Origin of the sequence: Taurinivorans muris (assembly GCF_025232395.1) — a bacterium.
GTDB classification, from domain to species: domain Bacteria; phylum Desulfobacterota; class Desulfovibrionia; order Desulfovibrionales; family Desulfovibrionaceae; genus Taurinivorans; species Taurinivorans muris.
On record NZ_CP065938.1, the window covers coordinates 1,679,764 to 1,706,202 of the forward strand.

Genomic DNA, 26,439 nt, shown 5'->3' on the forward strand with positions numbered 1-26,439 from the left:
TTTTTCCTGTTTTTTTGCTCATTTTATAAAGCGTAAAGTAATACAACTGAGTAAAAGAGAAGAGAATAAAGCAAGCCGGAGTATTTCCGCAGTATATTCATATAAATTTATAACAATAACTTAACTGTTTTTTTATGCGATAAAAAAACAGTTTTTAAAAATCACCTCTGCCGGCGTTAAAAATCGGCTCAAATCTTGCGGTTGTAATTTTAGAGCATTTCCGTTTAACATGGGGAATTTTTCATGCAGGGGAAAAACTTTTATCGCTGCTGTCGCTGTCCGTAACGCCCGTAAACCCGATGACGGCTGCCGCAAAGCTCACAAGTTCGCTAACAGCTAAAGAGAGAAACTCCCCCCTCTGCACCCGTTACAAAATTTTTTATCATGATTTTCTGAATACTTTTAAGATTACACAGCATTATGAATATCATGCGGAACTGCTCCAATATATACGGGAATTGAGACATTTCCTTACTTCTTACTGCCGCATTTCGGTTTGCAAGTAACGGCATGTCAATCTGATTTTTTAAATATTTTATTGAAATTTGTGGGGCAAAGTTGATATGTGTCAATTAAATCAAGATGTTTGACCATATGTAAGGTTTCTTCTTTATATTTTTTGAAATGGGGTGACGCAATATGATTTTCGTATGCTTTTTGATTTCTGTAAATTTCTAATATTCTTATTTGCGTATCATGTTTAATCAGCTGCATGGGGTAAATTGAAATGACGTCTTTTTCCTTTTCAACGGAAATTTGGGCGACTTCTGCCGCATGGTTTAAATATTCATCTAAATATTCCTGATATACTTCAATTTCTGATATTCTGACAATCATTCCGTTGTTATTGTCTTGTATTGGTTCTTTTGCCCAAATTGCAGTTTTTCCCATAGGTATCATTGTTATCAGCATAATGAGCACTTTTATCATGTTACTCATATTATGTTTCTCCTATAAAAAACGCTAGGTGTAGTATAATCGGCCGGTCGTTACAGTTATAGATATGATAGTGGAAAAAAGTTGCCTGATTTTATCTCAAAAATATGGGTAAGAACCAACTGACATTTTTATTTTTAACCATTCCACTGAAAAGATTATGCTCAAAGTAAATGACGTTCAATGCGTTAATATGGAACAAGCAAACTGCCAATCAAACGGAGAAATGCCTTATTTGATATAATGGGCATAAAAAAAGGGAACTTGCGTTCCCTTTTCATATTTTCACTTCAAAAGACTATTAGTCTTCTTCTTTCTTACCTGAGCCTTTCAAGCCGTACATGGTGGTAGAACCTGAAGACCAGTACATGAGCTTTTCATCAGCGATAAGAGCTGAAAGAACGTCTTTGACTTTACGCGGGCTTGCACCTTCGAAAAGTTCAAGGAAGTTGTTGAAGTAGAATTTGGTTTTTGAGCCGCTTTTGCTTTCGAGGAAGTCGATAACTTTCTTCTTATCGTCTTCGGTAACGGCAGCGTGAGCGGCAGCAGCGTGAGCGGCAGCGCCTTCATAAGCGTGGAGAGCAGCATCGGTAAATTTGAACTGAGTGCTTTGACGCCATGTGTAGTAAGCCGGGTCACGGAAATCGTCGATGAGGTGATGGGTAAATTCCAAGTCGCAAAGTTCGAAGAATTTTTCCCAGCCGATACGTTCTGCCCATTCGCCGAGGCGTTCGTATTTGCGGGCATGCTGTGCATAAACGTCGATGATATGCTTGATTGTTTTGGTAAGTGTAGGCCAGCGTGGAGTTTCGTTAGGAATGTAGTGAACCACAACCTTTGAGAACTTAGGCATGCTGATACGGTTGGATACCTTGCCGCCAACCATGATAACGACACCATCGCCGCCTTGACCGTCAGAAATCGGAAGAGCAGGGCACATGGTGTAGCAGTTGCCGCAGTACATGCAACGTTCGCTCTTGATAGCGATGGAGTTGACTTTTTGTCCGTTGAAGTCTTCTTTTGAAGGACGGACAGCGGCAACAGGGCAAGCTGCAACAGCGAGAGGAATTTCGCAAAGTTGGTCAACCCATTCATGGTCGATCATAGGAGGTTTGCGGTGGATACCTACGATACCGATATCGGAGCAGTGAACAGCGCCGCACATGTTGAGGCAGCAGGCAAGAGAAATACGGACAGGTGCAGGCAAACGCATGTTTTGGAAGTCGGAGAAAACTTCGTCCATAACAGCTTTAACAGGACCTGAAGCGTCAGTTGCCGGAGTATGGCAGTGAACCCAGCCTTGGGTGTGAACGATGTTGGTAACACCCGCACCGGTACCGCCGATAGGGAATTTGTAGGAACCTTTATCATATTTACGGGAAGAAAGGTCAGCTTTGAGAGCTTTTAAGGTTTCTTCGTCAGTAACCATGAATTCAACGTTGTTACGTGTGGTGAAACGAAGGTGTCCGCCACAGTATTTGTCTGCGATTTCGCAGCATTCACGAATGTAAACGGTGGAAACGGTACGTGCTGCGCCGCAGCGGACGGTGTAAACTTTGTCGCCGCTTTCCGCAACGTGCATCAATACGCCCGGTTCGAGAATTTCGTGATAAAGCCATTTGCCAAAGTTATTTTTAATAACCGGAGGAAAGAAGTTATCATATGGACGTGGTCCAATATCTGAATTACGACCTTCCATTGGGTTTGCTGGATTATATCCGGAAGAAATGAAAGCCATATTTGCTCTCCTCCTAAATTAACGTTGGTGTCTTTTGCGGTATGCAACGATGTCACGGTTCCAGCCGCCGGGAACTTCTTCTTCTTTGAAGAAGATGTACGGGTTGGAACGAGGAGCGACAACATGCTGTGCAACTGCGGGGATTTCGGTAACTTCGAGAAGTTTTTGGAATGAAAGACGTTTAATGGTTTCACCTACGCGTTCACGGTTTTTACCTTCTTCCATCCACCAGTCCCAAATCTTTTCGATTACGCCTTTGATTTCATCAAATGGTTCGTCGGCAGGGATAAACGGAACAAGCAGGGAGCCCATTTGAGCACCGTCAAGAATAGGAGCTTTTGCGCCGAGCAAGATGGATGCGCCGCGTTCGTCACCGATGTGGAGAGCGCGTGGCATTGTGTTGATACAGTGCATGCAACGTACGCATTCTTTGGTGTCGATGGAAAGTTTGGAGCCGTCCCATTTCATGCATTGGCTTGGGCAGCGGTCCACAACTTCGGCTTGAATATCGAATTTGCCCCAATCGCGTCCGGCGTGAGCGCCTGCGTTTGGTTTAAATTCGCCGCCGACATACGCTTTCACTGCTTCCTGGTCGATTTTGATGTCGTCTTTCCATGTACCGATGACAGAGAAGTCGGAACGGGCGATGGAAGCTACGCAGCCGTTAGGGCAGGCGTCGAATTTGAATTTGAATTTGTAAGGGAATGCAGGACGGTGCAATTCGTCTTGGTAATCCATTGTCAATTGGTAGCAAGCTAATTGTGAGTTGTAGCAGGCATATTCGCAACGGGATTGTCCCAAGCAGGATTCAGGGGTACGAAGGTTGGAACCGGAACCGCCAAGGTCGGTAGGATATTTTTCGTCGTGGGTGAGTTCGTAGAAAATTTCTTCCAATTGTGGGGTTTGGGTACCTAAAAGAACGATATCGCCGGTTGCACCGTGCAGGTTGGTAAGACCGGAGCCACGCAAATCCCAAATATCACAGAGGTGTCTCAAGAAATCGGAGTGATAATATTTACCGGCAGGTTGGTTAACACGGATTGTGTGGAAGTGCGCTACGCCTGGGAATTGTTCAGGTTGGTCGCAGTAACGGCCGATAACGCCGCCGCCGTAACCGAAAACGCCAACGATACCGCCGTGTTTCCAGTGAGTTTCACCGTCGTTATAGGACAGTTCAAGAATGCCAAGGAGATCTTCAGGTGCATCAACTGGAATTTGATAGTCAAGACCTTTTGGATTCTTAGCACGTTCAGCAGCAGCCTGTTTAATGTCAGATACGAAACTTGGCCATGGACCTGATTCAAGTTGATCTAACAGAGGGGTTGCATGTTTCGCCATTGCCATACCTCCAGATGGGTTAATGAATCTATCGGATAAGTTTCCGATTTAATTTTGTTTTTACGATAAAAACATTTGCAGAAAAGAAAATGTGTTTCTACAATACCTTAACGTACGAATACCATACAGTATTAATAGTTTAATTTCAACCATTTTAAATTAATTTGTTAAAAATTTTTTTAAGATGCATTAAAAGTTTGAATTTTAGGGCGTTAGGGAATTATTGGCGAATAATTTCAATTTCCCTTTGCAGCGTGTCGTCAAAAACAAATTTTTCCAAAGGAAGAAGTTCGGCGTATATGTTTTTGTGCCGGTTTTTTGTGCCGAAAAAACAGCCTTGATACCGTGCCGGAATGAGGATTTTATGAATCGCATGGGCGGAAGCGGGCAAGGGAGATTTTGAATTTTGTAGCCAGGAAGTTTTCAAATCGGAAACGGCTTTTTTAATTAAGATATATAACGCAAAGCTCAGAATATCGCTGCCGAGGGCGGGGTGGCGCGGACCTGCGAGAAGATTTTCGTCAAACGCCTGCTCCGGGGCGACGGTTAAACGGATAACGGGAATTTTCGCGAGCCATGCTTCATGAAGAGCCGTGCCGAGAGTTTCAATGCACATTTCATTGGTCCACGGAACATATTCTTTTCTTTGGAAAAGCGCTGCCAAGCCCGTGCCGCCTGGGACAAGGCAGGGATAATAGCGCAGGCAGCGGGGGGTCAGGTCCAAGGCTTTTCGCACGTCATTTAAAAAGATGTTTTGGTCTTGTGCCGGCAAGCCCGCCATGAGCTGGATACCGAGTTTGAAACCGAGGCCAAGAACCTGCCGGCAGGCGAAAGCGGCTTGCTTTGCGCAATAGCCCCGTTTGCTTTTTAAAAGGACGGTATCGTCAAAGCTTTGTATGCCAAGCTCGATAAGGTCTATACCCGCATTTTTCAATTGTTCCAAACGTTCGGGGGCGAGAGCGTCGGGGCGGGTCGAACAGCGTCCCGAAACCGTGACGGCATGGTTTTGCGCAAGTTTTTTGCAGGACCTGAAAAAATCCAAACACAAGGCGAAGTCTTGTTCCGGAACGGCTGTGAATGTTCCGCCGTAAAAGGCGATGTCAATCACGTTTTCCTGCGTTTCGTCCTTTCGGGAAGCTTTTACCTGTTCCAAAAAAATCGGAAAATCTTTTTCAGCCTTTTTTATAGCCGTGAAGACGCTTTGCTCCCCTTTGCCCGTTTGGGTTTCCTGGGAACAAAAAATGCACTGGAAAGGACAGCCTGCGAAAGGGATGAAAACAGGAAAAATTTTTCCTCTGTTCAGTTTTGCATCAAAGCTTTTTCTGTAAAAATCCATTTTAAAATTTCTTAAAAAAGAACTGTATTAATATGTTGTTTTGTGGTATGGAATTTTTTAAGCCTATGCCGTATGGAGGAAATATGCAAGAAAAAGATTGTTTGTTTTGCCGCATTGTTCGGGGAGAAATTCCAAGTTCCAAGGTTTATGAAGATGAACATGTGTACGCTTTTTTAGACATAGCTCCCAGTTTTTACGGGCATTGCCTCGTTGTTCCCAAAAATCATTATAAAAATATTTTGGATATCGATATGAAGGAAATCTGTGCCGTTTTCGCCGCTGTTCAAAAAATCGCTCCTGCGGTGATGAAAGCGACGGGCGCGGAAGGGTTCCATGTTATACAGAACAATAATGAGGCGGCAGGACAAACGGTTTTTCACACCCATTTCCATATCGTTCCGAGAAAAACGGGGGACGGCATGGTGCTTTGGACTTCCAAGGCTTATGAAAATATGGAAAAAATGCTTGAAATGGCGCAAAAAATTCAAGCGGAGATTAACTAACCCGAACCGGTCATGATTTTTTTGGAAAGTTGTAAAATTTAACTTGCAAAATAAGATTGTTATGCGTATTAAAGAAAAGCAATTCGGAGGTGCACATGAATAAAGCTTTAACCAAAGCGGATATTGTCGAATCAATTTATGCTCAAACTGAAAAAAACAGAGCGGAAGTTAAAAATATTGTGGAAACTTTGCTTACCCTTATGAAACAGTCCATTAAAAAGGACCATGCTCTTTTGATCAGTGGTTTTGGAAAATTTGAAGCGTATGATAAAAAAGCCCGTAAAGGCCGTAATCCTCAAACCAACGCTTCCATCACCCTTCCTCCCCGCAAAGTTGTTGTTTTTCGTTTGTCCCGCAAATTCCGTGCGGAGCTCAACGGCGAAGAAGCATAAGAATATATGCAGATATTTTGTTGAAAGTGCGGCTTGCCCGCACTTTTTTTGTGCTTTGGCAAAAATTCTGGTTTGGCGGGCAGAGTGAAAAATGTCCGGATACAAAACTGTCCTCCTTCGGTATGGTTCAATGTGTTCGTCAATGATACCCAAAGGAGGACTGTGTCATATGAATGACAGTCAGAGTTTATTCCATACCCGTTGGAATTGCAAATATCATATAGTGGTTGCACCAAAATTTAGAAAACAGACAATTTACATAAAATTAAAGGAAGATACAGGAAAAATTTTTAGGCTGTCTGACAATGGTTTTTTGTTTTGCTTGTTCTTGTAATTTTCTGCTCATCTCATGGATTTATTTGGTAATTTTTCTTGACCAGTTTGATAATATTTGATAATATTTGATAATATTTGATAATATTTGATAATATTTGATAATATTTGATAATATTTGATAATATTTGATAATATTTGATAATATTTGATAATATTTGATAATATTTGAGGACTGTCATGGTAAGAGCAAAAGATATAGTTATCACTTCTGATATGTTGAATAAAATTGCCGAGATAGATAGGTTTGCCGGTTCTTGGTCTGCCGATGAGCTCAAATTGACGCCCGCAGACTTAAAAAGCATGAAACGGGTTGCCACAATCGAGTCTGTCGGCTCTTCCAACAGGATAGAGGGCAATAAAATGACCGACGCCGAAATTGAAGCATTGTTCAGTCATATCAACAAAAAATCTTTCAGTTCCAGAGATGAGGAAGAAGTCGCAGGGTATTCGGATTTGATAAATACCATATTTGAAAATTATGAAGATATACCGTTGACAGAAAATTATATCAAGCAGCTGCATCAGATACTTTTAAAGTATTCTCAAAAAGATGAACGCCACCGCGGCGAATATAAGACCGATACGAATAGGGTTGCGGCGTATGACGCGTCGGGCAGGGAGATCGGCACGATTTTTGAAACTGCTGCGCCGTTTGATACGCCAAGGCTTATGCGGGAATTGATACAGTGGACGAACGATACGCTCGGCGACCGTTTTTTACATCCCCTTATCGTTATCGGGGTATTTATTGTGCATTTTTTGTCTGTTCATCCTTTTTTGGACGGAAACGGCCGTTTATCCCGTGCATTAACCGTTCTTTTAATGCTGAAAAGCAAATACGGGTATATGCCGTATGCCTCTATGGAATCCGTTATTGAAGCAAATAAGGACGCATATTACAGGGCGCTTCGCGGGACGCAAAAAACAATATGGAGCGATAAGACGGACTATGAGCCATGGCTGTCATTTTTTGTGACTTCCCTGCAGAAACAAAAAAGAGCCTTGGAAAATAAAATTCAAAAACTGCAAAAGGCAAATGTTGATACATTGTCTTCCACCGCACGCCAAATTTTAGATTTATTTTCGGGAACAGCGGAATTGACTATGGCTGAACTTGTCCGAAAAACAGGTAAAACTGAAATAACAATCCGAAAATCAGTACAGAATTTGGTGAAAAAAGGATTTTTGACAAAATTGGGCACAACCAGAGGCGCTTTTTATACCATAAGAAAATAATGCCCGGCAGCTGATGGATTTTTTCAGTTTTATCCGTTCCTCACAAATACGCTTTCCTTATGTCTGTTGCTCCATGTGGTTTTTCTCCAATGCAAATAGTATATCTAACTGATACTACTTCTTATATCTTGGATAATTTGTGCTGTCAGTTGTTTTTCGCTGTGCTGTATGCTAAGATAGCACTGTGTAGGAGGCATGGCATTATGAAAGTGATATTGAGCAGAAAAGGCATGGATAGTGCGTCGGGGGGTATGGCAAATCCTATTTTGTCAGATGGTACGCTGTTATCGCTTCCCATTCCGGATAAAACAACAAAAACAACATATAACGATTTGTTTTATAAAGAGCAGAGTCTAAAGGAAATCATCAGTCAGTTATGCCCTAAATTTGATTTTGGCAAAAACCAGACCTGTCATCTTGACCCCGACATATATAAAAATATAGAGGACAGAACGGCAAACACTGAATGGAAACCCGCATTTGGACAACATGGCATATCTGCCGCACATCTGGATAAATTAAGTGTGGGCGTGGGTGATATATTTTTATTCTACGGAATGTTTAAAAAAACAATGGTTCAGCCTGATAAAACGCTGTGTTTTGTCCGTAACGCTCCTATTATACATATTATCTATGGTTATATGAAAATAGGAGAAATATTGAGTGAGGAACAGGAAATAAAAAGCCGTTATTTTTGGCACCCTCATAGTGTAAATTCTGACCGTCTGAATAACCGACTGTATCTGCCTGATACATATGGCACATTTCAGTATAACGATTCACTGGTACTTACAAAGAGGGGACAGGATAATCGGCGGCTATGGGCTTTGCCTGCATTCTTTGGTGAGGACGGTATCTCTATTTCATGGCAAGGCGCTAACCGCCCAATACGAAAGAACGGATATGCAGAATTAAATTCCGCTTGCAGAGGACAAGAATTTGTTGTAACCGCTTCTACCCTGAAACAGGAACGGAATCTATGTGACTGGGTGGACAGATTGATATGAAACGGTCAGACATTAGACATAGACGTTATATTTTGATTTGTCCTAAAGGAAACAGCCGACACCTATCCGCGTATTGGGCGATTTGAAACAGAATGAAATCCTAAAACTGGATAACGCAGTAAACTATTGAGCAAAAATATCGGGTAAGGGTGATGTGGGGGATAAACGGAAAAAGGAAATACCGTTTGTAAACAGTAACTCCTAGAGTTTACAATACTTTTTTGACAAGAAATTGTATCAGATGTTAAATCGAAGCAATCATTGTCAGTTTGTCCGCAATAGTCTTATTTTTTACGCAATGTTAGGATTTTACAAAAAAGTGTTTTTTTTGTATGCTGTTAAAAATGAGGAAAAGTTATGAACACAATATATACGAAATTTCAGCAGGGGCATTTTATTTTTGCAGGTCCCTGCGCTTTGGAAGAATATTCCATCGCTTTGGAAGTCGCCCAAACAGTAAGGGAAGTCGCGGAAAAACATCATTTGACGGCTGTTTTTAAAAGCTCTTTTGACAAGGCGAACAGAACGTCCGCAAAGGGCTTTCGCGGGCACGGCATGGCAAAGGGCTTGGAATGGCTTGCAAAAATCAAGGAAGAAACAGGTTTGCCCATCGTTACGGACATTCATTTGCCGGAACAGGCGGAACCGGTGGCGGAAGTTGCTGATGTTTTGCAAATTCCCGCTTTTTTGTGCCGTCAAACGGATTTGCTTGAAGCCGCCGCGAAAACAAAAGCCGTTGTCAATGTGAAAAAAGGGCAGTTTCTTGCGCCGTGGGATATGGAACAAGTAAAAAACAAACTGCAAAGTTTTGGGAAAAAGGAAATTTTGCTGACAGAACGCGGAGCGAGTTTCGGTTATAATAATTTGGTGGTTGATTTCCGTTCCTTGCCTATCATGCAGAAAATGGGCGTACCGGTGCTTTTTGACGCGACCCACTCCGTGCAGATTCCCGGAGGGCAAGGCACCTCTTCCGGCGGACAACGGGAGTTTATCGCCGCTCTTGCACGGGCTGCCGCGGCTGCCGGGGTGAATGGCGTTTTCTTTGAAACGCACCCCGATCCGGACAGAGCCCTTTGCGACGGTCCGAACAGTTTGCCTTTGGCAAAATTTGAACAGATGATTTCCGAACTGGTGCAGATTTGGAATATTCCAAGCAATTTTTAGGAGCGGGTATGCAGGCGGAAAATCGGCAGGCAGATATTGCCGTGGACAGAGAAACCTTGGAAAAGACATTCAAGCATATAGATATAAGCCGCTTATCCGGAGAAACCGTTGAGCGCGCAAAAAAAGTGAAATTCCTTGTGCTGGACATAGACGGGGTTTGCACCAACGGCCAGCTTTACATCAATCCGCGCGGGGAAACCACAAAAACGTTTCATGTGCACGACGGCATAGGCATAAAAACCGCGTTCATGGCGGGTATCGGCGTCGGCATCATCACGGGTCGGAAAGACACGTGCGTCGAAGCCCGCATGCGTCCCTTAGGGGTGACGGAATTTTTTTGCGGGTATTACAGCAAACTGGAACCGCTTGCGGAGCTCGCCCGAAACCAGCGGATTTCTTACGAGGAAATGGCGTATTTGGGAGATGATATTATTGACCTCGACCCTCTTTTGCGGGTGGGGCTTCCCTGCGCTGTCGCCAACGCGCGGGAGGAAGTGAAGAATGTCGCGTCCGTTGTGACGAAAACGAGGGGGGGCGAAGGGGCTGTGCGCGAGCTTGTGGAAATTCTGCTCGCATGCCAGGAAAAAAGTCCTGCCGCCTTATACTGGATACATCATAATGGCTGAAACCCTGAAAAAGAAAATCGAAGCTGAAAAAAAAGAGAAGAAAATTCCTTCCTTTGTCTTTTTGTGTGTTTTTGGCATAGGGCTTTTTGCCGCTTTTCAGTTTTGGAACACTTGGCTTGCCGAAAGCGAGGAAAGACGTTTGCAGGAAGTTGTGCAATCGCAGGATATCGCAAATCTCATCACCGGTGAGGCATATAATAAAAAAGCCTTTTCGGAAGAATTGGAAAACTTGAAAAAATCCTATACCAAAAAGCGGAATATTGATGAAGATATGCAGGAATTCATGCGGTATTTTGCGGAAATCCCCGATTTTCACGATGACGATGTGGGGCTTGCCATGCAGGGGGTTCATGTTTCCAGCGGTGAAAAGGGCAAAGAGGAGTGGGCTGTTTTTGCAAAATGGGCTATCATGCGTCAGCAAAGTTCCGTTTTACAAATGGAAAATCCGCTTATGTGGCATAGGGCGGGAACGCAGCCGGCGCTTTTGTCTTCCTCACGGAATGAAAAAAAAGCCGTGTTTTTGGAACAGGAAGCCGACAAGGTGGTTATTGAAGCTGAACGCGGAATTATTTACAATGATAACACAAAAGTCATTTTACATGAAAATGTCAGGGCAATGCAGCAGGACAATATTGTGAAAGGTCCGGTTTTGAATTACGATACGGAAAAACAAATTGCGGTTTTTTCGGAGCAGGCGGATTTTGCAAGCGAGGAATTGACCGGTACGGCGGAACTATTAAGCTGGGATATGCAGGAAAATAAAATTTACGGCAAAGGCGGTGTTTATGTGGAATGGATGCCTGCAAACGGAGAATAGCTTGCAAAAAATTGGTTTGATAAGTATGAAAGCGGCGTCGCTTTTGTTTTGCCTTTTATTTCCCATGCACGTTTTTGCACGGAATATCGGAGAGGACTGCACGTATGAGGGCATAAGGCTTTTCGGGCGGGTGCAGGTGGTAACGGGTTTTGCGGATATTGACGTCCAGAAAAAAGACGCGCTTGCGGATTTGGATGTGCGGTTTGTCAACGCTTTTCCGGATGCTTGCGGCGAGTGGCAGCTTGTGGACAGTTTTCCTGATTTCACTGTGCGGTTTGTGGATTCTTTTCCCGACATCACCATAAAAAAAGTCCATGCTTTTGCGGGAGTCCGATAAAAAATAAAACTGAGAATGATGAATGAAATGATGTTGATACCTATGAGAAAACTTGTTTTTGTTTTATTCTGCTTCGCTTTTGCCGCGTTGCCGGCTTATGCGGTTCCGCAGTTGGCGGAGGGGGATATGCCCGTAAAAATAAATGCCGATGATATGGAATACGATATCAACCGCAGCAGGGTGATTTTTACAGGCAATGTGCATGTCGTGCGCGGAGCTTTCGATATGGTCGCGCCGAAGATGACCGTTTATTTGAAAAATTCGGAAGCGAAACAGGAAGCGGTGCAAATAAAAATTCAGCCGGAAAACATGCCTCTGACCGGTAAGGTGGAGCCAAGCACGAAAACTGTCGATACGCAAAATAAAATCAATAAGATCGAAGCGGAAAACGGTGTGAGGTTCAAATTTGAAAATCAGTCGGGGCATTCCGATTCCGCCGTTTATGAAGCTGATAAAGGTCTTTTGACCATGATAGGCGATCCCGTGGTGCAGGAAGGAAAAAATTCCATCCGCGGCGAAACGATTTTATATTATTTATATGAACGGAAAAGCGAAGTTGTGGGTTCGCAAAAAAGACGCGTCGAAGCGATTTTTGATTCCAAACAATAAGGGTAAGTATGAAAGCGACACTTGCAGGGGAACACTTGGCAAAAACATACGGAGCAAGACAGGTTGTCCGTGATGTGAATATTGAAATAACGCAGGGGGAAATCGTAGGCTTGCTCGGACCGAACGGCGCAGGCAAAACAACTTCCTTTTACATGCTGACAGGAATCATAAAAGCCACTCAAGGCAGAATATTGTATAATGGCGAAGACATCACATCGTGGGCTTTGTATAAGCGGGCGAGGGTGGGCATAAGTTATTTGCCGCAGGAAAGTTCTGTTTTTAAAAGCCTGACCGTCAAAGAAAACATTCAAATTGTCATGGAATATACGAAACTTTCCCAAAAAGCCCGGGAAGAAAAAATTTATAGCCTGCTTGATGAATTCGGTTTGACCCGTTTGGAAAAATCCCTTGCTTCGTACCTTTCGGGCGGGGAAAGGCGCAGGCTTGAAATTGCCCGCTGTCTTGTGCATGACCCTTTGTTCGTTTTGCTTGACGAACCGTTTGCGGGTATCGACCCCTTGGCTGTCGGCGATATTCAGGATTTGATCAAGCGCTTGAAAAACAGGGGGATCGGCGTTTTGATTTCCGACCATAACGTGCGGGAAACCCTTTCCATTTGCGACAGGGCGTCCATTATGTATGACGGTATCTTACTGCTTTCGGGCACGCCGGAAGAAATTGTCAATAATGAAAAAGCGCGGGAAATTTATTTAGGGGAAAATTTCTATATGCAGTGAGTGGTTTCTTTTTTTAGAGAAAGACAGCACGTTTTTTTTTACAAGCTTTTTTTGCGTGTTATTTAATTCTTTATATTGTTTGCTTGTTGTTTTTTAATTTTTCATAAAAAGCTTTGTTATGGGGCAATGTCCATAATTTTTTAAGGGGAACAAAAAGGGGTACTTTTAACGTGCCCCTTTGTATTCTCCTCAATCTCCTTTTGCTCTCTGCGCAAAAGAAAGCTTTCGCCCGCTTTGGGCGAAATTCGTTTTCTTGCGCATATTGTCCGTTTCTTGTTAAAATACCCCGTTCTTCTTTTTAGGTATTAGTTTTGCTTTGCCGTTTACGCGGATAAGTTTGTCTTCGCTCTTTATTTTTTTCTTTTAAAGATGCCGCAGGTTTTCGCGGTAGTTTCGCAGCTCTTTTTCATCTGCAGCCTTAATGGCATTTTCCAGTTGTGTTATCATATTGTTTTTGTCCGTTGGGAGATTGCCGTCGATAAAAATGCAGTTTGATGCTCCCATTGTCGCAAAATAGGTTGGAATGGTTAAATGTTCAATGAGTGTTTTTAATTCATGGAGTTTTTCAATTTCCGTTTCTTCCGCCCAGTTTCCGCTTTGTATTTCCTGATAGAGTTCGGAAGACTGAAAAACAGTAAGCATGGAGGAAACAATGATTTTAGGATGTGTTTGATTGAATATTGCCGCAGTGTTTTCTGCTCCCTGCCTGCTTCGTCCGGCTCCGAAAAGTCCTGTGAGATAAAAGAAATTATAATCCATGCCAATTTCGTCCAGCTTTTTGCATTCCGCCAAGATTTCTTTTGTTCCGAACCCCTTATGCATGAATGACAATGCGCTGTCGTCACCTGCTTCTGCTCCGATGGTAATGCCGTTATATCCTAATTGCCGGAGTTTTTTAAGCTGTTCCGCGCTTTTTGGTGCAATATCCGTAATGCGGGCAAAGCAGCCGACAGAAGCCGCGTTCGGAAAATATTTTTTTGCAAGTTCGGCTAAGTTTTTTAATTTATCGAAATCTAAAACAAAGGGATTCGCTCCTGTAAAAAATACTCTTTTCGCGTTGGGGTAATATGCTGAAAGTTCTTTCATATCTTCTTCAACTTCCGATAACGGGGACATGCGGAATTTAAAAGGTATGTCTTCGTACAGCGTGCAAAATTTGCATTTATGATGTGTGCAGCCGGCTGTTGCCTGAATGAGTGCGCTGCAAGCCTCATAGGGAGGGCGGTAAATTGTTCCGGTATAATGCATACGATACTCCTTTTTGAAATAATACGGTATTAGGTTTGGAAGCATATTAAATGACATGCATACGTTACGCAAGTAGGGTTTTTAAAAATACATAGTATCATTTATTGTACCGTATTGCATTGTTCTTTTTATACGTGTAAAGTCGCTGGCAACGAGGTGAGGTATGGTCGGCAATAAATTCAGAAGCGATGACATGGTCGCCCGCTGTATGCCTATGAGCAATTTGCAGGCGGTATTGGGCGGAAAATGGAAGATATTGATTGTGTGGTATATCGCGGTTTATAAAACGCAGAGATTTGGTGAATTGATGCGCCGTTTGGAGGGCATTGCCCGTTCAACGCTGACAAAGCAATTGCGTGAGCTGGAAAATGACGGATTTATTCATCGTGAAGCATATAGAGAAATTCCGCTGAGAGTTGAATATACGTTAACGGATTTGGGAGAACGTTTTATCCCTGTTTTAAATCAAATGGTGGCATGGAGCGAAAAACATCTTTGTTCTTCGGATTGTGCAGGCAAGGTTGATAAGAAACGGTAAAATTTATTGCAATCCGCATAAAAAAAGGAATAAGCGCTGCCTATTCCTTTTTTGAGTATCATGCCTGCTGCGTTGTTTTCATACGGTAAGCTTAAAACCGGTGTTGAGAAGCGCGGCGAGGCTTCCTTCGCCCGTCATCGCAAGGGCGGAGGATGTTCCGCCCATTCTGTTCATATAGGAAACCAGCCTTGTCGTATCGATGGTGTCGCTGATATTTTGCAGTCCGCTGCTGCGGGCTTCTTCCAGCTTGTTCAGGGTTTGGATTTGCCCGTAACGTTCAGCTAGCTGCGGATTGTCTTTAAAAAATTGTTCTATTTTGGCTTTATCTTTGTGGTTGGAAGAAACCTGCAGTTCTCCGTTTTCATCAAGGCTTACGCGAAAATCGGCATCAGGGGCGACGCCAAGTTCGGCAAGTCCCGTTTTCACCGCCAATTGAAATTGACCGGTGAGTTCGTTTTTGTGGCTGAGCAGTTTGTTATAGGTGATTTTTCCGTCAATACCGAGTTCCCCTGCCAGTTTTTCCACCATTTCAGCCAAATTGTCCGTATCGGAAGTGCCGGAACAGTCTTGTTCTTCCGTTGGGATTTGGCTTTTTATGGCTGCAAGTTTTTCTTCGATATACTGGCTTGAGGAAGAACTGTTGTCGAGGGTGTCCAAGATCGTGGGATTTTTTGCTTCTTCAAGTTTTTTCCTGAGTTGTTGGACATTGACGCCGTATCCGTTGGAAAGGGGATTGTTGATTGCATAGACAGACATGATGGCTCCTTTGGAAAAAATTTCCCTTTTATTTCGTTAAAATAGTGTTAAGCAAAATCAGTGCCAAAGAGTTCGGAGAAAAAGGTTAAATTTTTGATTAACAATATTTTTTCTAAGAACTCATTGACATCTGAATGATATTCATATATTTTTTTTCGGAAAAAAAAGTTGTGTATAAATTTAAGGAGAATTTATCATGGTTTGTTCCAAGAAAATATCCGCGCTTGCTTTAAGTGCTGCCGTCGCTTTAAGCTGCCCGGATTTCGCAAAAGCAGAAGGTTTTGCTTTGCAGGACTGGTCTTCCCGCGGCGCCGCCCTGGCAGGCGGTCTTGTGGCCCGCGGAGGTGACGCCGCCGCCGCCGCTTATAACCCCGCCGCCATTACGGAGCTTGAAGGCACTCAGATTTTATTGGGCGGCGAACTTATCACCCCTATCAATACGGTAGTCGGCACGAGCGGTCAGACAAGACATTCCGAAGATAAACGATATTTCGCTCCTCACGGGTATATCACCCATAAAATCAATGACTCATGGTCTGTCGGTTTCGGTTCTTTTTCCCGTTTCGGTTTGGGCAATAAATACGGTCTTGACTTTTTCGTGCCGAATGCCGTTTATGATGTCGAGCTGATTACCTTCGGTGTCAGCCCTGTCGTCGCATGGCGCGTGAATGACAAACTTTCCCTCGGTTTCGGTTTGGAACTCGCTTACGGCGATGTTGATTTGAACAGAAAAATTGGTTTCGGTCCGATAAACACGAGCATGAGCATGACAGGCGACGCTTTCGCCCCTGCGTTCAATCTTTCCGCCCATTACCGTTTCAACGAACAATGGAAAGCGGGATTTGTCTACCGTTCCCATTCCGACTTTGACTTTGACGGGGAACTTTCAACTCCCATGCTCCCCATCAAGTTCGACGGTGACGCGAAATTGTACACTCCTGACAGCTACACCTTCGCTCTTGCTTATTATCCCGTGCCAGCTCTCAGTTTCGAGGCTCAGGTGCAATACAACACATGGAGCAGGTTCAGCAACCTGACCATCAATATCCCCGGTTTGGCGGCTGCCGGATTGCCCACTGTCCTTAATGACATCAAGAAATGGGAAGATACGTGGTTCTTCTCATTGAGCGCAGAATATGCTTATAACGATTGGCTGACTTTGCGTGCGGGCGCTTCTTACGAAACTTCTCCCGTGAAAGGAGAATATGCTGATTTTATCGCTCCTGCCCAAGGCCGCTGGAAGTATGGCGCAGGTTTAGGTTTTGCAAAGGATGATTGGACTTTTGACGTGGGTTATGTGTACCACGATATTTTGGAATTGCGTTACGGACATTCCGCTTATTATAAAACGGCGGATCATATTGAAGACGCACACGCCCATACGGTTTCATTCAGTATCGGCTATAAATTCTGAAAATAAATACATAGCTTGGAAAAACACTGCATTTGCAGTGTTTCTCTTTTTTTGAGGGGAATTATTTCCCCCAAACCCCCTAAACGCAAAGCAGTTACAGACAATGTCTGTGACTGCTTTGTTGTTCACATAAGAAATGAAAAAAACATTCGCTGTATCAAGGGGGCAAGTCCCTTATGTTTTTCCTCTTTGTAAAAACGTAACCCCTGTTTCACACTGTTTCGGCAGAAAGATCACGCTTTCGCCCGCAAAGGGTGAAACAATTCAAATCAAAATCTTGCATATCTGCCGGTCGGGTCACATCTTATCAGCTGATTTTATCATAAACAATTTAGAAACATACCCTAAACAAAACCGTTATGAACATTGTTCATAACGGTTTTGCAACAAGGGGGATCGGGGGAAATTATTTCCCCCAAAAATAACATGCTGAAAATCTTATACTTTCGCGGCAGTGCGCAAATCGGCGGTAGCGTCTGTTTTTTCCCATGTAAATTCAGGGAGTTCCCGTCCGAAGTGTCCATAACAGGAAGTTTTTGAATAAATCGGGCGTTTGAGGTCAAGACGCTTCGTAATATGGTAAGGACGAAGGTCGAAAACTTCACGCACGGCTTTTGTGAGGATTTCGTCAGGAATTTCACCGGTGCCGAGGGAAGAAACGAGTACGGAAACCGGTTCCGCAACGCCTATGCAATAGGCGATTTGCACTTCACAGCGGGGAGCAAGCCCTGCGGCAACGACGTTCTTCGCCACATAGCGTGCCATATAGGCGGCTGAACGGTCGACTTTTGAAGGGTCTTTGCCGGAGAAAGCGCCGCCGCCGTGGTTGCCCATGCCGCCGTAAGTGTCGTTGATGATTTTACGGCCGGTAAGTCCGCAGTCCCCGACAGGTCCGCCGATTACAAAGCGTCCGGTGCGGTTGATGAAAATTTCGCAGTCTTTTTCATCGAAAAATCCTGATTGGCTGAGTACCGGATAAATGACTTCGCGGCGGACGGCTTCTTCGATGTCCGCTTGTGAAACATTCGGAGAGTGCTGGGTTGAAATGACGACGTTGTTGATGTGGGTCGGTTTGCCGTTTTCGTATTCAAAGGAAAGCTGTGTTTTTCCGTCGGGACGGAAGAAATCGACAATGCCGTTTTTACGCACACGCGCCAACTGCAAGGACAGCTGGTGCGCCCAATAGATAGGGGCGGGCATAAGTGTGCTGGTTTCATTGGAAGCGAAGCCGAACATCATGCCTTGGTCGCCTGCGCCCTGGTCTTCCGGTTTGGTGCGGTTCACGCCTTGCGCGATGTCGACGGATTGTTTGTCGATGGAGGAAAGGACGGCGCAGGTCTGATAGTCGAATCCCATGTCGGAGCTGTTGTAACCGATATTTTTAATGGTTTCACGCACGACATGGGGAAGGTCCGCATAGCCGGAAGTGGTGATTTCCCCGGCGATAACCGCCATACCTGTTGTTACCAGCGTTTCGCAGGCAACGTGTGAATCGGGATCTTGTTCAAGAAGCGTGTCTAAGATTGCATCGGAAATTTGGTCGGCAACTTTGTCCGGGTGACCTTCTGTCACTGATTCGGAAGAAAAAACGTATTTACCTTTTGCGGGAATCATAAGTCTCCTTTGCGAGGCTTTTTTTTTGCGTTCGCTTATTTTGTTATTGAAATATTATCCAAAAGGCGCGCTTTGCCGAGATATACAGCAACAGCGACAACAGCGCTTCCTTTCAGGGTTTCGACATTTTCCAAATTGTCCTTATCCACCATGCTGCAGTAATCAATGCGCGCCATGGGGATATTTTCCTTTATATAGCCGGCAAAAAACGCATGAAGGTTTTTTGCGGAATGTTCGCCTTGTTCCGCTTTTTCTTTCAAAAGCAAAAGCCCTTTGCGGATATGGGGTGCGAGAGCCCGCTCCTCTTCGGTAAGATAAGCGTTGCGGGAGCTCATGGCAAGTCCGTCGCTTTCACGCACAAGCGGACAGCCGACAATTTCCACCGGCATATTCAGATCACGCACCATGCGGCGGATAATGGTCAGCTGCTGATAATCCTTTTCACCGAAGCAGGCGAAATCAGGCTGGATAAGGTTGAAAAGCTTTGTAACCACAGTGCAGACACCGCGGAAATGGGTCGGACGGGTCACGCCGCACAAACCCTTGGCAAGCTCCGGCACCTCGACCCATGTCGCATGGTCCGGGTGATACATGGCGTTTGCCGGCGGTTCGAACAAAATATCCGTGCCGGCTTTTTCCGTGGCGGCATGGTCACGGTCCGGGTCGTTCGGATACGCGTCCAAATCTTCGTTCGGCGCAAATTGCGTCGGGTTGACAAAACGGCTGACAACGACAATATCGGCAAGTTCTTTTGCTTTCGTTATTAAAGAAATATGTCCCGCATGGAGATAGCCCATAGTTGGCACAAGAGCTATGGTTTTGCCTTGCTTTTTCAGTTCCCTGCAGCGTGCCTTGATTTCATTGAGTGTCGCAATAATTTCCATGATGTTCACCGACTATATCAATTTATTGTTATATGGTTATATAGACAGCTCCTTTTATATAGCTAAATTTTGCTTCTGTCTAGTTTAATTTTTTGAAATCACGCTTTTTCTTGTCAAAAGTTTGAAGAGGTTGTAAAATAAAAAAGTTCCGGACCGGAATATAATTTATGAGCGCCAGGATGTTGGAGTGAGAATGAATCCTTTATTTCAGGGGAAGATAGATAATTTTTGCGCGGCCTATTCTGTTTTAAACGCTTTTCGGCTTTTATTCGGCATTTCCGCTTTTCAGGCGAGGGATATGCTCAACGCCACGTTTATCGAACAGGCGAGGCACAGCGATACATGGAAAAAAATTGTCTGTCATGAAACGACGTATTACGATCTTGTCGCAGGCATGCTGGAAAACGGAAAAGCGAATTTGGCGTATTCGTATTACTGCCCGTTTCCGGCTAAGGATTTCAATATGTCCCGCATCCGTTCCTTTTCTCCGGAAGTCGATATCGATACCGTATGGAATTTTTTGCAGAACATCATCGATACGGATCCGTCATCCATAAAACCGGTGACGGCGGTTTTGCGCTTTTGCCGTTTTATGCCCAATCAGATCGGGCCTATCGTCGACCATTGGTCAACAATCATGCGGGTTACGGATAAGGAAATTTATTTGTATGACTGCAGCTTGGAGCCCACAGGCTGGTATGTCTTACATCGCGGTAAGTTTTTTTCCGCTCCTTTCGGGGCGGTTCCCCCCCAAAGGACAGCTTTGGAACAGCAGTATATGCTGAATCTCGCAAGTGAGGAGTTCGGTGTGATTTGTCCGGAGTCGATTTTTGTCGTGGAGAAAAAAAATTCTCCTTTTGAAACGTTCGCAAGCGCGTTTAAAAGAAAAATTTTTGATATTTAATCTTGACCAAATTACGGAGCAACCTTATTTTATGAAGAACTTTAATAATCAAACGGATAGCGTATGTCACAAATAGAAAGTGTGGAACTTGAAGAAATTTTTTTGGAATACGAGGTGCTTGCGGCGCAAGTCGACAAGCTCTTTCAGGACGTGCAGTCAAAATACCCGGAAGAAGTCGCCTGCACCAGGACATGCAGCGACTGCTGCCATGCTCTTTTTGATTTGTCCCTTGTGGAAGCCATGGCGGTAAACCGCGCTTTTCATGAGAAATTCGGGTTCGGGGCGGAACGCTCCAAAATAATGGAAAGGGCTGGTGATGCGGACAGGACGCTGACCCGTTTGAAATACCAGTATTTCAGAAATGCGCAGTGCGGCATGAGCGATGCGGATATTATGGAAAAAGCCGCCCATGAAAAGGTGCGCTGCCCTCTTTTGGGTGACGACGACCTTTGTATGCTTTATGAACACCGCCCTCTGACATGCCGTATTTATGGCGTGCCGACCGCCATTAAAGGCAAGGGGCATGTTTGCGGAAAGTGCCGTTTCGACAAGGGCGGCAAATATCCTACCTTGCAGCTTGACAGGATACAGGACAAGCTTGCGGGCTTAAGCCATAAGATAACGAAAGCCATAGGTTCCGGATATAAGGATTTGCATTCTGTTTATGTGCCTGTTTCCATGGCGTTAATGAATAAGTACGATGAGGAATATCTTGGCGTGAAGCAAGATGGGAAACCCAAGAAGAAACTGAAATCCCCTCTGGAATAGGAGGAAAATATGGCATTGAACATTCCGGCTTCCGTTTACCGTGACAGCACTCCCCCTGATTTGACTCCCGAACAGGAACAGCTGAAGAAAGAATTGTACGATAAAATTTCACCGCGCAGAAGAAAATTTATCGATAAAATAGGTTATGAAAATTGGGACCCTTTTCCGAAACCGAACGACCCCATGGAAATACGCCGCGACATTTCAAAGCGTACCAGCCAAGACCTTTTCAGGGAATATTTTCAAACCCGCCCGAAAGATGAGGTCCAAAGCAATGCATACCGCCAAGCCGTATTGGAATTAGCCCTCGGCATCATCAACAAAGATGAAAAGTTCTTAGGGTATTTCGATTTTGCCGTTTGGTATTACAATCTTCTTGAAAAAGAAGGGTATGTGGAAGAAAAAAATGCGGAACATTCTTCCAGGTGATGAATGCTCCGGGCACATTTCAAATAAGAAACAGAGGAAACCATGAAAGAAAGATATGATTCATTAGATGAATATATTGCTGATTTGCAGGCGGAAATCGCCCAAAGCGACAATTGCGCCAATCATTTTTATCAACTCGGCATGGCAATGCTTGCGAAGCATGATTATGTCGAGGCGGAAAGCGCCTTTTTAAATGCCGTGCGTTTATCCCCCCGTCTTGCGGAAGGTTTTGTCCAGCTTGGCGGGCTTTGTTTGCAGCGCGGCGATTATGAGGGCTGTTTGCGGTACAATACCGAAGCTTCCAATATCAGGGCTAAATATGCCGTACCGCAGGCGAATATCGGTTTTTGCCATTTGCAGATGGGCGATATAAAAAAAGCGAAATCAGCGCTTATAAAAGCTTTGAAATGGGATCCGGAATTTTTGCAGGCGAGAACGACTTTGGCTTCCGCGTATTTTATGGAAGGCAATTATGATGCGTGCATTGAAGAAAGCAGCGCAGTCATTAAGGCACAGCCGGTTTTCGGACCTGCCTGGAATAATTTGGCGCTTGCCTATTTTGAAAAAGAAGAATTTAAAAAAGCCGCCGAGGCTGTGGAACAGGCTCAAAAATGCGGTTATGAAGTTCATCCCGATTTTGTAAGGCAAGTCCGGGAAAAAGCATAAGAGGCTGTGATTTTCTTACGAAGGGCAAAACTTGAGGGTTTTGCCCTTTTCATATTTCATGCGAGCGGTTTTCGGCGGCGGTCTGAATGTCTTGCCAAAAGGGCTACTTGCGGATGTGTGGTTTGGCGGACAGCGGCGCGGATATGCTGTTTGACAGGCGCTTTAAGTAGATTGAACGGCGCTTTTAAAAGATTTCAGTTTTCCGTGGAAACGTATGAAACGTAAAACGTTAGGCTGTCTTATTGCCGGACTGTTATGCCGTGATTGCTTGCAGGGTGGCGATACCGAGGGAAATTCCGTCTATGGGAAATCATTTCGCGGGGTTTGGCGGAGCATTTTTTAACAAGGCGGCACCATCGCCTGCGGCAGGCTCAGCCCGGTAAAAACATATTAAAAAACCGCTTTTGTTATTGACATAAATCATGGTTCTATACTAGCTTAACGGCATTGGGTTTCTGATAGTATTTTGTCCTTTTTGCCGTTTGTTGCAAATATGGTTTTTTTTGGGAGTGATTATGTCTTCTTTTCCGGTTATCCGCCATGAAATGGAATATGTCTGCACAAAATGCAATGCCCGCCACAGTATTGACGAGCTTTTGTATACCTGCCCGTCCTGCGGGGGAGTGCTTTTGCTGAACGATAGGGATTTTGCCGAATATAAAAAAATACCGGGCAAAAAATGGCAGAAACTTTTTGATGAGCGCCGCGCGAGCGACTGTCAGGCGTTAAAAGGAATTTTCCGTTATTATGAACTCATGGCTCCCGTGCTGGAAGAAGAGGACATTGTTTATCTTGGCGATGGGCACAGTCCGGTTATTTTGGCTTCAAAGGAATTGAGGGAAAATTTAGGCATTGATTTCGCTTTCAAGCACGAGGGACAAAATCCCTCCGCTTCTTTTAAAGACAGGGGCATGGCGGGCGTATTCAGCTATTTGCGCGCTATGGTGCGTAAACACGGCTGGGACGATATTCTGACCGTCTGCGCTTCAACCGGCGACACTTCCGCCGCGGCGGCCCTGTACGGAGCGTACGTGGGAAGTCCCATAAAAACAGTGGTTCTTTTGCCGGAAGGGAAAGTGACTCCGCAGCAGCTGTCACAGCCTTTGGGAAGCGGGGCGACGGTTCTGCAGATTCCGGGGGTTTTTGACGACTGCATGAAAGTTGTGGAGCATTTGGCAAGCCATTACCGTGTCGCGCTTTTAAATTCCAAAAACAGCTGGCGTATTTTGGGGCAGGAATCCTATGCTTACGAAGTCGCCCAGGAATACCGCTGGAATATGAAGAATAAAGCCCTCTTCGTGCCTATCGGCAACGCAGGCAACATCACGGCGATCATGTCCGGGTTCATCAAAATGAAAAAACTGGATATCATTGACGAACTGCCCCGTATTTTCGGGGTGCAGTCCCACCATGCCGACCCTGTGTACCAATATTACCACCAAGTGAAAGAAAACCGGGTTTATCACCCCGTGGAGGTGAAGCCCAGCGTCGCCCAAGCCGCGATGATCGGAAACCCGGTGTCTTTTCCCCGTGTGCAAAAGCTTGCGGCGGAGTATGAAGCGCTTGGCGGCAATTTCAATGTGGTGCAGGTAAGGGAACAGGATATCATGAATGCGATGATCATTGCCAACAGACACGGGCATATCGCCTGCACGCAGGGCGGGGAATGTCTTGCAGGTTTGTTCCATGCGAAACAGCAGGGAAAAATCGCCCATGAATTCGCCATTCTTGATGCGACAGCCCATGCATTGAAGTTTTCCGGTTTTCAGGAAATGTATTTTGAAAATACGTTTCCTCCGGAGTTCGGCGTCGTTCCGAAAGAAAATTTATGCAACAGACCGCATTCCGTTATTTCCGAAGAAAGGAAAAAAAGCCTTTCCGCCGGGGAATACGCGGAAGAAGCCGCCCGAAACATTGCCGGGTTCATGGGCTTGGCAAAGCGGTAGCAATTAATTTAAATATAATTAATGCTTGACAGAGAACAATTTGCAGGCTATTTGATAAGAACCGCTTTGCGGAAATTTTTAGTTAGTGTAAACTAATTTCGGAGGATACTACTATGGGTTATATGGCTAGCGTAGACGCTGATAAATGTATCGGCTGCGGCGAATGTATCGATATTTGTCCTGTAAGCCTTTATGAACTTGTTGATGGTAAAAGTGTTGCTAAAAATCCTGAAGAATGCCTTGGCTGCGAATCCTGCACGGGCGTTTGCGAACAAGACGCTATTACCATTACTGAAGCATAATTGTTTTATGCGGCAATAATTTTGTGGCAAGGCGGACGCTTTGCCACTTTTTTTATAAGAAAGGAATGAGTATGGCTCTCTATACCGATAAAGAAGCTCTTGATTACCATAAGTTCCCCCGCAAGGGCAAAGTTGAAGTTCTTCCCACTGTTTTGTGCGATACGCAGAAAGATTTGTCTGTCGCCTATTCCCCCGGGGTTGCCGTTCCCTGCATGGAAATCCATGAAGACGAGAAAAAAGTCGATGTCTACACAGGCAGGGCGAACCTTGTCGCCGTTGTTTCCAACGGAACGGCGGTGCTCGGACTTGGCAATATCGGAGCGAAAGCTTCCAAGCCCGTGATGGAAGGCAAGGGGCTTTTATTTAAAATGTTTGCCGATGTTGATGTGTTCGATATCGAGCTTTCCGAAAAAGACCCTAAAAAAATTTGTCAGATCGTCAAAGCCCTTGAGCCGACATTCGGCGGTATCAATCTGGAAGATATCAAAGCGCCCGAATGCTTTTATATTGAAGAACGCTTGAAAAAAGAAATGAATATTCCCGTTTTCCATGATGACCAGCACGGTACGGCGGTTATTTCCGGAGCGGGGCTTATCAACGCCTGCGAGCTGACCAAAAGAAAAATATCCTCTTGTAAAATCGTTATTTCCGGAGCCGGTGCGGCTGCCATCGCCTGCGCCAATTTTTACGTGTCGCTCGGCGTCAAACGTAAAAATATCTTTATGTTCGATTCCAAAGGGCTTATTCACCAAGGCAGAACGGATTTAAATAAATATAAGAAACGGTATGCGCAAAAAAATCCCTGCACTATGGCGGAAGCCATGCGAGGTGCCGATGTTTTTCTCGGACTTTCCAAAAAGGGCGTGATTGACGGGGATATGCTCAAAACCATGAATCCGCAGCCTTTGATTTTCGCCTGCGCAAACCCCGATCCCGAAATCACTTATGACGAGGCGAAAAAGGCGGTGCCGGACTGCATTATCGGCACGGGCAGGAGCGATTACCCCAATCAAATCAATAACGTATCCGGTTTTCCTTTCTTGTTCAGAGGGGCTTTGGATGTCGGGGCGACAGAAATCAATGAAGCTATGAAAATTGCCGCCGCTTACGCCCTTGCGGGGCTTGCCAAGGAAAAGCATATTCCGGAAGAAGTGAAAAAAGCCTACGGCGGGCAGGAATTTAAGTTCGGTACGGAGTATATCATTCCAAAACCTTTGGACCCGAGAATTTTGGAATGGGAAACCGTTGCCGTGGCAAAAGCGGCTATGGAGTCAGGCATTGCCGCCCGTCCCATTGAAGATTTTGCAAAATATAAGAAGGAACTCCGCTCACGGGTTGAAAACTGCCGTAAACGCGCGAAAGCCGTTTATCCTTTTTATAAGTAACCCTTACAGCTAAGGTACATTATTGCATAAAAGGGCAATTTCCTGCTTTGCGCTGTTGGATACCGTCCGATCAGCGCAGGCAGGTTTTGCTCTTTTTTGTTTTATCTTTTGCTGTTTTGTTGCTGTATGATGATGAAGCGCCAGACGCGTGAAAAAAAAATTGTGTCTTTACCGCATGTTTTAACATGAGGAGTTTTTTATGCAGGGGAAAAACTTTTATCTCTGCTGTCGCTATCCGTAAAGCTCACAAGTTTGCTGACGGCTAAAGCGGGAAACTTCTTCCCCTGCCCCCCGTTGCTCTCTGCTGCAAAACTTTTCATACTGATTTTCCGCATGCGTTTAACAGTACATAATAGTATGAATATCATGCTGAAATGTTTCAGAACTTGTACAGCGTGTCGGTTGGATTGTTTTTTTCGGCTGCGCCCGTCCTGCCGGTAAAAACGGGCAGGGCTGTCAGTGACGGCATGCGC

General features: G+C 44.7%; 29 protein-coding genes and 2 pseudogenes. 21 read left to right on the plus strand and 10 right to left on the minus strand.

All coding sequences use genetic code 11. The features are described 5' to 3' along the window. Positions 1-513 precede the first annotated feature (513 nt). The 5 genes and pseudogenes from JBF11_RS07895 to JBF11_RS07915 form a co-directional block, all read right to left on the minus strand. Positions 514-930 (minus strand): putative quinol monooxygenase, encoded by a 417-nt coding sequence (locus tag JBF11_RS07895; protein ID WP_334314938.1) that lies wholly within the window; start codon positions 928-930, stop codon positions 514-516. 307 nt (positions 931-1,237) lie between these two features. Then, on the minus strand, positions 1,238-1,438 hold the full coding sequence (locus JBF11_RS07900) for a dissimilatory sulfite reductase D family protein (protein ID WP_334316332.1): 201 nt from the start codon (positions 1,436-1,438) through the stop codon (positions 1,238-1,240). A gap of 90 nt (positions 1,439-1,528) precedes the next feature. After that, positions 1,529-2,674, minus strand: a pseudogene (gene dsrB / locus JBF11_RS07905) (dissimilatory-type sulfite reductase subunit beta); the annotation flags it as partial. 18 nt (positions 2,675-2,692) lie between these two features. Continuing rightward, positions 2,693-4,012: a dissimilatory-type sulfite reductase subunit alpha gene (dsrA, locus tag JBF11_RS07910; protein ID WP_334314939.1), complete on the minus strand. Its 1,320-nt coding sequence runs from the start codon at positions 4,010-4,012 to the stop codon at positions 2,693-2,695. 220 nt (positions 4,013-4,232) lie between these two features. Further along, positions 4,233-5,348 (minus strand): radical SAM protein, encoded by a 1,116-nt coding sequence (locus JBF11_RS07915; RefSeq protein WP_334314940.1) that lies wholly within the window; start codon positions 5,346-5,348, stop codon positions 4,233-4,235. Between the two features lie 83 nt (positions 5,349-5,431). On the opposite strand from JBF11_RS07915, the gene JBF11_RS07920 reads away from it, so the two are divergent. The 11 genes and pseudogenes from JBF11_RS07920 (at position 5,432) to lptB (ending at position 13,112) form a co-directional block, all read left to right on the plus strand. After that, positions 5,432-5,851 (plus strand): HIT family protein, encoded by a 420-nt coding sequence (locus JBF11_RS07920; protein WP_334314941.1) that lies wholly within the window; start codon positions 5,432-5,434, stop codon positions 5,849-5,851. Positions 5,852-5,946: 95 nt separating this feature from the next. Beyond that, on the plus strand, positions 5,947-6,243 hold the full coding sequence (locus JBF11_RS07925; RefSeq protein ID WP_334314942.1) for an integration host factor subunit alpha: 297 nt from the start codon (positions 5,947-5,949) through the stop codon (positions 6,241-6,243). Between the two features lie 169 nt (positions 6,244-6,412). Beyond that, positions 6,413-6,538, plus strand: a pseudogene (locus tag JBF11_RS07930) (IS200/IS605 family transposase); the annotation flags it as partial. Between the two features lie 218 nt (positions 6,539-6,756). Beyond that, positions 6,757-7,815, plus strand: coding sequence for a Fic family protein (locus JBF11_RS07935; RefSeq protein WP_334314943.1), 1,059 nt, complete (start codon positions 6,757-6,759; stop codon positions 7,813-7,815). A gap of 203 nt (positions 7,816-8,018) precedes the next feature. Then, positions 8,019-8,822: an Nmad3 family putative nucleotide modification protein gene (locus JBF11_RS07940; protein ID WP_334314944.1), complete on the plus strand. Its 804-nt coding sequence runs from the start codon at positions 8,019-8,021 to the stop codon at positions 8,820-8,822. Positions 8,823-9,179: 357 nt separating this feature from the next. Next, positions 9,180-9,986 carry a 3-deoxy-8-phosphooctulonate synthase gene (gene kdsA / locus JBF11_RS07945; protein ID WP_334314945.1) on the plus strand — a complete coding sequence of 269 codons (807 nt, stop codon included), beginning with the start codon at positions 9,180-9,182 and terminating at the stop codon, positions 9,984-9,986. Between the two features lie 8 nt (positions 9,987-9,994). Continuing rightward, on the plus strand, positions 9,995-10,612 hold the full coding sequence (locus JBF11_RS07950) for a KdsC family phosphatase (RefSeq protein WP_334314946.1): 618 nt from the start codon (positions 9,995-9,997) through the stop codon (positions 10,610-10,612). Beyond that, positions 10,605-11,429: an LptA/OstA family protein gene (locus JBF11_RS07955; protein ID WP_334314947.1), complete on the plus strand. Its 825-nt coding sequence runs from the start codon at positions 10,605-10,607 to the stop codon at positions 11,427-11,429. Before JBF11_RS07950 ends, JBF11_RS07955 begins: the two co-directional genes overlap by 8 nt. A gap of 1 nt (position 11,430) precedes the next feature. After that, complete coding sequence (locus JBF11_RS07960; protein WP_334314948.1) at positions 11,431-11,766, plus strand: 7(1) septoil knot domain-containing protein; 336 nt, start codon at positions 11,431-11,433, stop codon at positions 11,764-11,766. Between the two features lie 42 nt (positions 11,767-11,808). Then, positions 11,809-12,375, plus strand: a complete 567-nt coding sequence (locus JBF11_RS07965) for an LptA/OstA family protein (protein WP_334314949.1) — start codon at positions 11,809-11,811, stop codon at positions 12,373-12,375. An 8-nt stretch (positions 12,376-12,383) separates the two neighbouring features. Then, entirely contained in the window at positions 12,384-13,112 is a 729-nt protein-coding gene (gene lptB, locus JBF11_RS07970; RefSeq protein ID WP_334314950.1) for an LPS export ABC transporter ATP-binding protein, read from the plus strand. A gap of 363 nt (positions 13,113-13,475) precedes the next feature. Here lptB and JBF11_RS07975 read toward each other — a convergent pair whose 3' ends face one another. Then, on the minus strand, positions 13,476-14,360 hold the full coding sequence (locus JBF11_RS07975) for a radical SAM protein (RefSeq protein WP_334314951.1): 885 nt from the start codon (positions 14,358-14,360) through the stop codon (positions 13,476-13,478). Positions 14,361-14,523: 163 nt separating this feature from the next. Between JBF11_RS07975 and JBF11_RS07980 the strand changes: the two genes are divergently transcribed. Beyond that, entirely contained in the window at positions 14,524-14,898 is a 375-nt protein-coding gene (locus JBF11_RS07980) for a winged helix-turn-helix transcriptional regulator (RefSeq protein ID WP_334314952.1), read from the plus strand. Between the two features lie 78 nt (positions 14,899-14,976). Here JBF11_RS07980 and JBF11_RS07985 read toward each other — a convergent pair whose 3' ends face one another. Further along, positions 14,977-15,654 (minus strand): hypothetical protein, encoded by a 678-nt coding sequence (locus JBF11_RS07985; protein WP_334314953.1) that lies wholly within the window; start codon positions 15,652-15,654, stop codon positions 14,977-14,979. Positions 15,655-15,850: 196 nt separating this feature from the next. Between JBF11_RS07985 and JBF11_RS07990 the strand changes: the two genes are divergently transcribed. Continuing rightward, entirely contained in the window at positions 15,851-17,068 is a 1,218-nt protein-coding gene (locus tag JBF11_RS07990; protein ID WP_334314954.1) for an OmpP1/FadL family transporter, read from the plus strand. A 438-nt stretch (positions 17,069-17,506) separates the two neighbouring features. Here the strand turns inward: JBF11_RS07990 and metK are convergent, their stop codons facing one another. Both metK and panC read right to left on the minus strand, forming a co-directional pair. Further along, positions 17,507-18,682: a methionine adenosyltransferase gene (gene metK, locus JBF11_RS07995; RefSeq protein ID WP_334314955.1), complete on the minus strand. Its 1,176-nt coding sequence runs from the start codon at positions 18,680-18,682 to the stop codon at positions 17,507-17,509. A gap of 35 nt (positions 18,683-18,717) precedes the next feature. Beyond that, a complete protein-coding gene (gene panC, locus JBF11_RS08000) occupies positions 18,718-19,566 on the minus strand; it encodes a pantoate--beta-alanine ligase (RefSeq protein ID WP_334314956.1) in 849 nt (282 codons plus the stop codon). A 193-nt stretch (positions 19,567-19,759) separates the two neighbouring features. On the opposite strand from panC, the gene JBF11_RS08005 reads away from it, so the two are divergent. The 8 genes from JBF11_RS08005 to JBF11_RS08040 all read left to right on the plus strand — a co-directional run bounded on the left by JBF11_RS08005 (position 19,760) and on the right by JBF11_RS08040 (position 25,966). After that, a complete protein-coding gene (locus JBF11_RS08005) occupies positions 19,760-20,470 on the plus strand; it encodes a hypothetical protein (RefSeq protein WP_334314957.1) in 711 nt (236 codons plus the stop codon). 63 nt (positions 20,471-20,533) lie between these two features. After that, complete coding sequence (locus JBF11_RS08010) at positions 20,534-21,238, plus strand: YkgJ family cysteine cluster protein (RefSeq protein ID WP_334314958.1); 705 nt, start codon at positions 20,534-20,536, stop codon at positions 21,236-21,238. 9 nt (positions 21,239-21,247) lie between these two features. Next, a complete protein-coding gene (locus JBF11_RS08015) occupies positions 21,248-21,667 on the plus strand; it encodes a hypothetical protein (protein ID WP_334314959.1) in 420 nt (139 codons plus the stop codon). Between the two features lie 42 nt (positions 21,668-21,709). Next, positions 21,710-22,333, plus strand: coding sequence for a tetratricopeptide repeat protein (locus tag JBF11_RS08020; protein ID WP_334314960.1), 624 nt, complete (start codon positions 21,710-21,712; stop codon positions 22,331-22,333). Positions 22,334-22,547: 214 nt separating this feature from the next. Continuing rightward, positions 22,548-22,676, plus strand: a complete 129-nt coding sequence (locus tag JBF11_RS08025; RefSeq protein ID WP_334314961.1) for a hypothetical protein — start codon at positions 22,548-22,550, stop codon at positions 22,674-22,676. A gap of 172 nt (positions 22,677-22,848) precedes the next feature. Continuing rightward, a complete protein-coding gene (thrC, locus tag JBF11_RS08030; RefSeq protein WP_334314962.1) occupies positions 22,849-24,279 on the plus strand; it encodes a threonine synthase in 1,431 nt (476 codons plus the stop codon). A 113-nt stretch (positions 24,280-24,392) separates the two neighbouring features. Beyond that, positions 24,393-24,581, plus strand: coding sequence for an ATP-binding protein (locus JBF11_RS08035; RefSeq protein WP_334314963.1), 189 nt, complete (start codon positions 24,393-24,395; stop codon positions 24,579-24,581). 71 nt (positions 24,582-24,652) lie between these two features. Continuing rightward, positions 24,653-25,966 carry a malic enzyme-like NAD(P)-binding protein gene (locus tag JBF11_RS08040; protein ID WP_334314964.1) on the plus strand — a complete coding sequence of 438 codons (1,314 nt, stop codon included), beginning with the start codon at positions 24,653-24,655 and terminating at the stop codon, positions 25,964-25,966. A 197-nt stretch (positions 25,967-26,163) separates the two neighbouring features. Here the strand turns inward: JBF11_RS08040 and JBF11_RS08045 are convergent, their stop codons facing one another. Then, positions 26,164-26,286 (minus strand): hypothetical protein, encoded by a 123-nt coding sequence (locus tag JBF11_RS08045; protein ID WP_334314965.1) that lies wholly within the window; start codon positions 26,284-26,286, stop codon positions 26,164-26,166. Positions 26,287-26,439: the final 153 nt, after the last annotated feature.

Bases quoted from the DNA above. Each gene is read 5' to 3' on its own strand.
- JBF11_RS07895 (WP_334314938.1), bottom strand. From the start codon at position 930: ATGATAAAAGTGCTCATTATGCTGATAACAATGATACCTATGGGAAAA.
- dsrA (WP_334314939.1), bottom strand. From the start codon at position 4,012: ATGGCGAAACATGCAACCCCTCTGTTAGATCAACTTGAATCAGGTCCA.
- JBF11_RS07915 (WP_334314940.1), bottom strand. From the start codon at position 5,348: ATGGATTTTTACAGAAAAAGCTTTGATGCAAAACTGAACAGAGGAAAA.
- JBF11_RS07920 (WP_334314941.1), top strand. From the start codon at position 5,432: ATGCAAGAAAAAGATTGTTTGTTTTGCCGCATTGTTCGGGGAGAAATT.
- JBF11_RS07925 (WP_334314942.1), top strand. From the start codon at position 5,947: ATGAATAAAGCTTTAACCAAAGCGGATATTGTCGAATCAATTTATGCT.
- JBF11_RS07935 (WP_334314943.1), top strand. From the start codon at position 6,757: ATGGTAAGAGCAAAAGATATAGTTATCACTTCTGATATGTTGAATAAA.
- JBF11_RS07940 (WP_334314944.1), top strand. From the start codon at position 8,019: ATGAAAGTGATATTGAGCAGAAAAGGCATGGATAGTGCGTCGGGGGGT.
- kdsA (WP_334314945.1), top strand. From the start codon at position 9,180: ATGAACACAATATATACGAAATTTCAGCAGGGGCATTTTATTTTTGCA.
- JBF11_RS07950 (WP_334314946.1), top strand. From the start codon at position 9,995: ATGCAGGCGGAAAATCGGCAGGCAGATATTGCCGTGGACAGAGAAACC.
- JBF11_RS07955 (WP_334314947.1), top strand. From the start codon at position 10,605: ATGGCTGAAACCCTGAAAAAGAAAATCGAAGCTGAAAAAAAAGAGAAG.
- JBF11_RS07965 (WP_334314949.1), top strand. From the start codon at position 11,809: ATGAGAAAACTTGTTTTTGTTTTATTCTGCTTCGCTTTTGCCGCGTTG.
- lptB (WP_334314950.1), top strand. From the start codon at position 12,384: ATGAAAGCGACACTTGCAGGGGAACACTTGGCAAAAACATACGGAGCA.
- JBF11_RS07975 (WP_334314951.1), bottom strand. From the start codon at position 14,360: ATGCATTATACCGGAACAATTTACCGCCCTCCCTATGAGGCTTGCAGC.
- JBF11_RS07980 (WP_334314952.1), top strand. From the start codon at position 14,524: ATGGTCGGCAATAAATTCAGAAGCGATGACATGGTCGCCCGCTGTATG.
- JBF11_RS07985 (WP_334314953.1), bottom strand. From the start codon at position 15,654: ATGTCTGTCTATGCAATCAACAATCCCCTTTCCAACGGATACGGCGTC.
- JBF11_RS07990 (WP_334314954.1), top strand. From the start codon at position 15,851: ATGGTTTGTTCCAAGAAAATATCCGCGCTTGCTTTAAGTGCTGCCGTC.
- metK (WP_334314955.1), bottom strand. From the start codon at position 18,682: ATGATTCCCGCAAAAGGTAAATACGTTTTTTCTTCCGAATCAGTGACA.
- panC (WP_334314956.1), bottom strand. From the start codon at position 19,566: ATGGAAATTATTGCGACACTCAATGAAATCAAGGCACGCTGCAGGGAA.
- JBF11_RS08005 (WP_334314957.1), top strand. From the start codon at position 19,760: ATGAATCCTTTATTTCAGGGGAAGATAGATAATTTTTGCGCGGCCTAT.
- JBF11_RS08010 (WP_334314958.1), top strand. From the start codon at position 20,534: ATGTCACAAATAGAAAGTGTGGAACTTGAAGAAATTTTTTTGGAATAC.
- JBF11_RS08015 (WP_334314959.1), top strand. From the start codon at position 21,248: ATGGCATTGAACATTCCGGCTTCCGTTTACCGTGACAGCACTCCCCCT.
- JBF11_RS08020 (WP_334314960.1), top strand. From the start codon at position 21,710: ATGAAAGAAAGATATGATTCATTAGATGAATATATTGCTGATTTGCAG.
- JBF11_RS08025 (WP_334314961.1), top strand. From the start codon at position 22,548: ATGAAACGTAAAACGTTAGGCTGTCTTATTGCCGGACTGTTATGCCGT.
- thrC (WP_334314962.1), top strand. From the start codon at position 22,849: ATGTCTTCTTTTCCGGTTATCCGCCATGAAATGGAATATGTCTGCACA.
- JBF11_RS08035 (WP_334314963.1), top strand. From the start codon at position 24,393: ATGGGTTATATGGCTAGCGTAGACGCTGATAAATGTATCGGCTGCGGC.
- JBF11_RS08040 (WP_334314964.1), top strand. From the start codon at position 24,653: ATGGCTCTCTATACCGATAAAGAAGCTCTTGATTACCATAAGTTCCCC.
- JBF11_RS08045 (WP_334314965.1), bottom strand. From the start codon at position 26,286: ATGAAAAGTTTTGCAGCAGAGAGCAACGGGGGGCAGGGGAAGAAGTTT.